This is a genomic window from Actinomadura sp. NPDC000600 (assembly GCF_040492135.1).
Lineage (GTDB): Bacteria > Actinomycetota > Actinomycetes > Streptosporangiales > Streptosporangiaceae > Spirillospora.
Genome location: NZ_JBEUPD010000042.1, coordinates 59,633 through 65,714, shown reverse-complemented (window position 1 = coordinate 65,714; position 6,082 = coordinate 59,633). Strand labels below are relative to the sequence as shown.

Genomic DNA, 6,082 nt, shown 5'->3' with positions numbered 1-6,082 from the left:
GTCCCATCCCGAACCCGGAAGTTAAGCCCTTCAGCGCCGATGGTACTGCATGGGAGACCGTGTGGGAGAGTAGGACGCCGCCGGACACATATTAGAAAAGGGCCCCGCCGATCACGGCGGGGCCCTTTTCCTGTTTCCTGGCTCTGCTCGCTGTTAGTCTGCGCGCCATGAATCACCTGTTCGCCCGGTTCCTGGACGGGCGTATCCGCGTCTACGAGATCGACGCCGCCGCGGAGGGGCTCCTCCAACCGGTGAGTTCCGTCCAGGTCGGTACCGATCTGGAGATATGCGGTCTCGCCGTCGGCCCTCTGGGGGACCGGCTCGTCTGTACGACGAAGCACGAGGTCGTCTGCCTGGACCGCGACGGTGTCGAGCTCTGGCGATACACGCTCCTCCCCAGATCGACGGAGAAGTACGGGCACATGCCGAGTGCCGCGTTCTCCCCGGACGGAACGCTCGTCTGGGTCTACCGGCCGGATGCGATGGCGGGTCGCGGGACCACCGACACATGGGTGGTTCTCGACGCCCGGTCCGGCGAGGTCCGGGCACAGGCCGATCTGAAGTCCTGCGGGCACGGCGGGGAGCACCTGCCACTGCCGGACGGGTCACGGATGCTGCTCGACGTGGGCGAAGGCCAGGACGGTTCTCTCGTCTTCGCCGGCTTCCTCACGGGGACGACGCTCGAACTGGAGCAGTACCCGTGGGACGACCGATGCGTCATGGCCCTGGCGCCGGGCGGCAGGCAGTTCATGAGCATCGACCACGGGCAGCAGGACGTGGCCTTCCACGAGTCTCCGAGCGGCAAGGTGGTGCTGAGGCTGCCGGTGGCCGCGTTCGGGCACGACCCCGAGGACGCGGCGTTCGAGTGGAGCGGCGGGTATCTGGACGCCGGCACCGCCATTGTCACGATCTGCGGTGAGCTCGAAGAAGACGACGTACCGGACGACGAACGGGAATGGCACGTCCACTATCGGGTCGATCTGCGCACCGGTGGAGTGGTCGGCCGGTTCGACGCGCACTCCCGCCATTCATACGATCTGGAGCCGCTGGGGGACGGTTCCTGGCTGACGACGGACCCGGACGGCAGGCCCGTCCGCTGGATCGACCGAGGGGAGAGCAGCTGAGGTCGGTCTACCGCGCTCGTAGGGGTCGGCTCCCCCGGCGGGTGAGCGGTAGTCGGCGAGGCTGTCAGGGCCGGGAGCACGACCTTCGGTGAGGGGTCAGAAGTCGTCGCCGGCGAGGACGGTGTCGGCGTCGACGATCCGGTACGCGTAGCCCTGCTCGGCCAGGAAGCGCTGCCGGTGGGCGGCGTAGTCCTGGTCCAGGGTGTCGCGGGCCACGACGGCATAGAAGCGCGCTCCCGCACCGGACGCCTTGGGACGCAGGAGGCGCCCCAAGCGCTGGGCCTCCTCCTGCCGGGACCCGAAGGCGCCCGAGACCTGGACGGCGACGGACGCCTCCGGCAGGTCGATGGAGAAGTTCGCCACCTTGGACACGACCAGCACGTCGATCTCCCCGCTGCGGAACGCGTCGAACAGCCGCTCCCGCTCGCGGACCCGCGTCTCCCCCTTGATGACCGGCGCGTCCAGGAGCGTGCCCAGCTCGTCCAGTTGGTCGATGTACTGGCCGATGACGAGCGTCTGCTCGCCGCGGTGCCGGTCGACGAGCGCCTGGATGAGCTTGGTCTTGGTGTCCGTCGTGGCGCAGAAGCGGTACCGCTCCTCGGGTTCGGCGGTCGCGTAGGCGAGGCGTTCGGAGTCGGTGAGGGTGACGCGCACCTCGACGCAGTCGGCGGGCGCGATCCAGCCCTGCGCCTCCATGTCCTTCCACGGCGCGTCGTACCGCTTGGGGCCGATGAGGGAGAACACGTCCCCTTCGCGGCCGTCCTCCCGGACGAGGGTGGCGGTGAGGCCGAGGCGGCGGCGGGCCTGGAGGTCGGCGGTCATGCGGAAGATGGGCGCGGGCAGCAGGTGGACCTCGTCGTAGACGACCAGGCCCCAGTCGCGGGCGTCGAAGAGCTCCAGGTGCGCGTAGGCGCCCTTCCGGCGGGTCGTCATGATCTGGTAGGTCGCGATGGTGACCGGCCGGATCTCCTTCTTGGTGCCGGTGTACTCGCCGATCTCGTCCTCGGTGAGGGACGTGCGGCGCAGCAGCTCCTGCTTCCACTGGTGCGCGGAGACGGTGTTGGTGACGAGGATCAGCGTGGTCGCCTGGGCGCGGGCCATGGCGGCGGCGCCGACGATGGTCTTGCCGGCGCCGCAGGGCAGGACGACGACGCCGGACCCGCCGTGCCAGAACGCCGACGCGGCCTCGCTCTGGTAGGAGCGCAGGCCCCAGCCGTCCTCGACCAGGGAGATGGCGTGGGCCTCGCCGTCGACGTATCCGGCGAGGTCCTCGGCGGGCCAGCCGATCTTGAGCAGGGCCTGCTTGAGGGCGCCGCGCTCGCTCGGGTGGACGGCGACGGCGTCGTCGCCGACCCGGTCCCCGATCATGCCCTTGATCTTCTTGGCGCGCATCACCTCCTCCAGCACCGCCCGGTCGGAGGACGAGAGGATGAGCCCGTGGACGGGGTCCTTCTCCAGCCGCAGCCGCCCGTAGCGGGCCATCGTGTCGGCGACGTCCACGAGCAGGGCGTGCGGGACGGGGTACCGGGAGAACCGGATCAGGGTGTCGACAACCTGCTCGGCGTCGTGGCCGGCGGCGCGCGCGTTCCACAGCGCCAGCGGCGTCACCCGGTAGGTGTGGACGTGCTCGGGCGCCCGTTCGAGCTCGGCGAACGGGGCGATCTCCTTGCGGCAGGCGTCGGCCAGCTCGTGGTCGACCTCGAGCAGCAGCGTCTTGTCGGACTGGACGATGAGCGGACCGTCGGTCAAAGCAGAAGCCCCCGTCGGGTTTCGGAAGATCGATGCCCTCACCCGGATCGGGGCACCGCTGCCGCACGCTACCCGAGCGGCGGCGGCGCTTCGCGCGTTCGGCGAGGACCGGAGGATTCAACGCCCCGGCCGCCGCCTTTATTGCCGCGCCCGCGCCGCGGACGCCGGCCGCCGCGAACCGCGGGGACGCCGGTCAGATCCCCTCGCTGGAGCCGTACTCCGGGTCGGACATGACGCCGAACGCGATCCAGACGACCGCGAGGACGATGCCGAGGAGGACGGACGCGGCGAAGAGCGACCAGCTCCAGATCGTCAGTTTCCGGGTGGACTGCGGGTCGGTGTGGACCCGGCCGAGGGCGACCGCCGCGGTGATCAAGCCGGCGAGCGCGATGACGTTGCAGCACATCACGACCAGGACGGCGTTGCAGACGAGCGCGGCGATGGTGGACCCGTTGCCCGTGGACTGGTGGGGGGAGACGCCCGGCGGCCCGTAGCCGTAGCCGGGCTGGCCGTAGCCGGGCTGGGTGTACCCGTACTGCTGCCCGTACGCGCCGCCCGCGTCCCAGTTCTGGGATCCGCCGTAAGGGTCTTCCCAGCCCGACGGCGGACGCCCTCCGTAGCCGCTCATCGGGGAGCCTCCTCACACCACTCGTCCGGACACGCTACCGGTCCGATGGATCATTGATTGGACCGTATGCGACGTTCGCCGGTTCCCGCGGCGCGGAGCGTCCGGTTCCGGACAGCGGCCGACCCGGGAGCAGCGAAGGCGGAGCGGCCTCAGGAGGCGTCGTCGAGCTCGGAGACGCCGGTGATGCGGTGCAGGGCGAAGCGGTGCACGGCGGCGCGGGTCGCGTCGTAGCCGGTGAGGAAGCCGCCCTCGACCCGGACGGGCTCGACGATGCGGCTGGACGCCTGGCCCTGCTGGTCGAGGTAGCCGATCCAGACGCGGCCGCCGCGCTCGACGGCGCCGCGGAGCCGCTCGACGGTGGCCATCGCGGGCGAGCGGGGCGGCTCGCCGGCCGGTGCCTGCCGGGCGTGCTCGGCGCCGTGCAGGGACGCCTCGTCGCCGGCGCGCAGCGCCCGCACCGCCGCGGAGATCATCGAGGCGTCGGTGCGGTCGTCGGGGCGGAGCCGGACGATCTCGGCGGTGGGCGGCGGGTCGGCGCGCTGCGCGTCCGGCCGGGTCACGATCACGCCGCCGCCGGGCGCCTCGGCGACCGGGGCCAGGCCCATGGCGCGCAGGCCGTCGAGCAGGTCGGCGCGCTGGAGCCCGGACGCCAGGACGGTCGGGGCCAGGCGGTGCAGGCGCAGCGGGGCGGCGCGCCGGTCGGCGAGGATCTCGTCGAGGGTGGCGGGCGAGTCGGTGCGGACGTAGGACGACAGGGCCCCGACGCGCAGGTGCCCGTGCCGGCGGGCGACGTCGTCGATCAGGTAGACGAGCGGCTGCGGGAGCGGGGTCGCCGAGTGCCGGGTGAGCAGGTCGGTGACGTCGGCGGCGGTCCGCCCCGCGTCCAGGGCCCGGCGGATCGACTCGGGGGTGAAGCGGTACACGGTGGCGCCGCCGGTGGACTCGACGTCGGCGGCGAGCGCCAGCTCCCGGGCGAGGTCGGTGACCAGCGGGCCGGGCGCGACGGCGGTCAGGTCGGCCTGGACGAGGATCTCGTCGACGGGCTCCGGAAGGTACTTCTCCAGCGCGGGCTCGGGGTCGTCCCCGGCGAGCAGGTCGCGGCCGAACGGGACCAGCTCGCCGAAGCCGGTCAGGCCGAGGGCGGCGGCCTCGCGGAGCGTCCAGCCGACGAGGCGGTCGCGGACGGGCCCGCCGTGGCGGGGGCGCAGCCACGCCAGGCGGGCGCGGAGCGCGTCCTCGCCGACGACGACGCCGCGGTCGGCACTGGCGAGGACCTCCAGCACGGCGCGCCGGGTAGTCGGCGCGCTGCTGCGCACCATCGCCTCGCTGAGCGCGTTGATCAGCCGGTCGCGGTCGTCGCGGTCCCCGGCGAGCCCGGCGGCGCGGTCGGACTTCAGCCAGCCGCGGGCCAGCTCCGTCCAGCGCCCGGCGGTGTCGCGCATCAGCCACAGGTCGTAGGCGGGGGTGGGCAGCCACTCGCCGTCGAGGTCGCCGCTGCGGGTCAGCAGGCCGGCCGCGTACGCGACCTCGACGAGCAGGGCGGCCTTCCACTCCGGGACGTCCAGGAGCGTCGCGGCGGCGCGCAGGTCGCGGACGGCGAGGCCGCCGCTGCGCAGCACCGGCGGCGGTTCGAGGCCCCAGCGCTCCAGCAGCTCCTCGATGAGCCGGACGGCGCCCGCGGCCTCGCCCGCCGCGGCGCGCACGACCACGTCCTCGGGACGCGGTTCCGCCGCCGGGGTGAGCGGGGGCGGCTCGGCCGGGACGTCCCGGAACAGCCGCCCGCCGCGCAGGTGCAGGGCGACCTCGCGGGGCAGCGTGACCGTGCGGTCGTCCTCGGCGGCGAGGAGCCCGCGCGCCAGGAGCCGCTCGATGGGGGTGGTGGCGGTGTCGAGCCGGACTGGGCGGCGCGCGTCGGCGACCCGCCCGACCGGCGGGCCCCAGGCGAGCTGGTCGAGGGCGGCCCGCGCCTCGGGCCCGGCGTCGTCGATGAGAGAGGCCGGGTCGGTCAGCAGCTCGGAGAGCCGGGCGAGGAGCCGGCCGGAGTCGGCGAAGCCGCGCGGGGCCTCGCCGTCCAGGTCGGCGACCAGGTCGGTGAGGCGTTCGGCGGGGTAGCCCGCGAAGACCTCCCGGACGGGCGGGCCGAGCCCGGCGGGGTGCGGCAGGCTCTGCCGGACGCCGGGCGCCGCGGCCGGGGCGCCGTCCCCCCAGGCGAGGCCGAACTGGCGGAGCGTGCCGAGCGCGTTCGCGGCCTGCTCGACGGTGGCGCCGAGGGCGGTGGCGAGCGCGTCCGGCCCGGTCGGCGAGGGCAGGACGAGCAGGGCCTCCAGGACGGCGAGGGTGAAGCGGTCCAGCCGGTCGAGCGCGCGGGACACCGCGGCGGGCGTGGCGGCGCGGGCGGCGAGCGCGGTCAGGTCGGCGGGGACGGGGGCGAGCAGTTCGGGACGCGCGGACAGCAGCGCGCGGAGTTCGTCATCGCCTCGCGCGCGCAACCAGTCCGCATACGTTTCCATGCCGTTCCCCAACTTTAAGTCGCGTGCATGCCGCAGGCACGCGGGCCTCCAGGTTAGAGGCCCGCGCACGG

At 73.6% G+C, this 6,082-nt stretch carries 4 protein-coding genes and 1 rRNA gene; 2 read left to right on the top strand and 3 right to left on the bottom strand.

Annotation, left to right across the window (positions count from 1 at the left end; translation table 11 throughout):
• Nucleotides 1–86, top strand: a 5S ribosomal RNA gene (gene rrf / locus ABWI07_RS37890); the annotation flags it as partial.
• Between the two features lie 81 nt (nucleotides 87–167).
• The gene (locus ABWI07_RS37885; protein WP_353821480.1) at nucleotides 168–1,124 is read left to right on the top strand and encodes a YncE family protein; all 957 of its coding nucleotides are present in this window, start codon (nucleotides 168–170) and stop codon (nucleotides 1,122–1,124) included.
• Nucleotides 1,125–1,220: 96 nt separating this feature from the next.
• Here the strand turns inward: ABWI07_RS37885 and ABWI07_RS37880 are convergent, their stop codons facing one another.
• From ABWI07_RS37880 to ABWI07_RS37870, 3 genes are all read right to left on the bottom strand, one after another.
• A complete protein-coding gene (locus ABWI07_RS37880; protein WP_149261209.1) occupies nucleotides 1,221–2,873 on the bottom strand; it encodes a DNA repair helicase XPB in 1,653 nt (550 codons plus the stop codon).
• 193 nt (nucleotides 2,874–3,066) lie between these two features.
• On the bottom strand, nucleotides 3,067–3,501 hold the full coding sequence (locus ABWI07_RS37875; RefSeq protein WP_149261208.1) for a hypothetical protein: 435 nt from the start codon (nucleotides 3,499–3,501) through the stop codon (nucleotides 3,067–3,069).
• A 149-nt stretch (nucleotides 3,502–3,650) separates the two neighbouring features.
• On the bottom strand, nucleotides 3,651–6,011 hold the full coding sequence (locus ABWI07_RS37870) for a helicase-associated domain-containing protein (RefSeq protein WP_353821479.1): 2,361 nt from the start codon (nucleotides 6,009–6,011) through the stop codon (nucleotides 3,651–3,653).
• Nucleotides 6,012–6,082: the final 71 nt, after the last annotated feature.

Bases quoted from the DNA above. Each gene is read 5' to 3' on its own strand.
- ABWI07_RS37885 (WP_353821480.1), top strand. From the start codon at position 168: ATGAATCACCTGTTCGCCCGGTTCCTGGACGGGCGTATCCGCGTCTAC.
- ABWI07_RS37875 (WP_149261208.1), bottom strand. From the start codon at position 3,501: ATGAGCGGCTACGGAGGGCGTCCGCCGTCGGGCTGGGAAGACCCTTAC.
- ABWI07_RS37870 (WP_353821479.1), bottom strand. From the start codon at position 6,011: ATGGAAACGTATGCGGACTGGTTGCGCGCGCGAGGCGATGACGAACTC.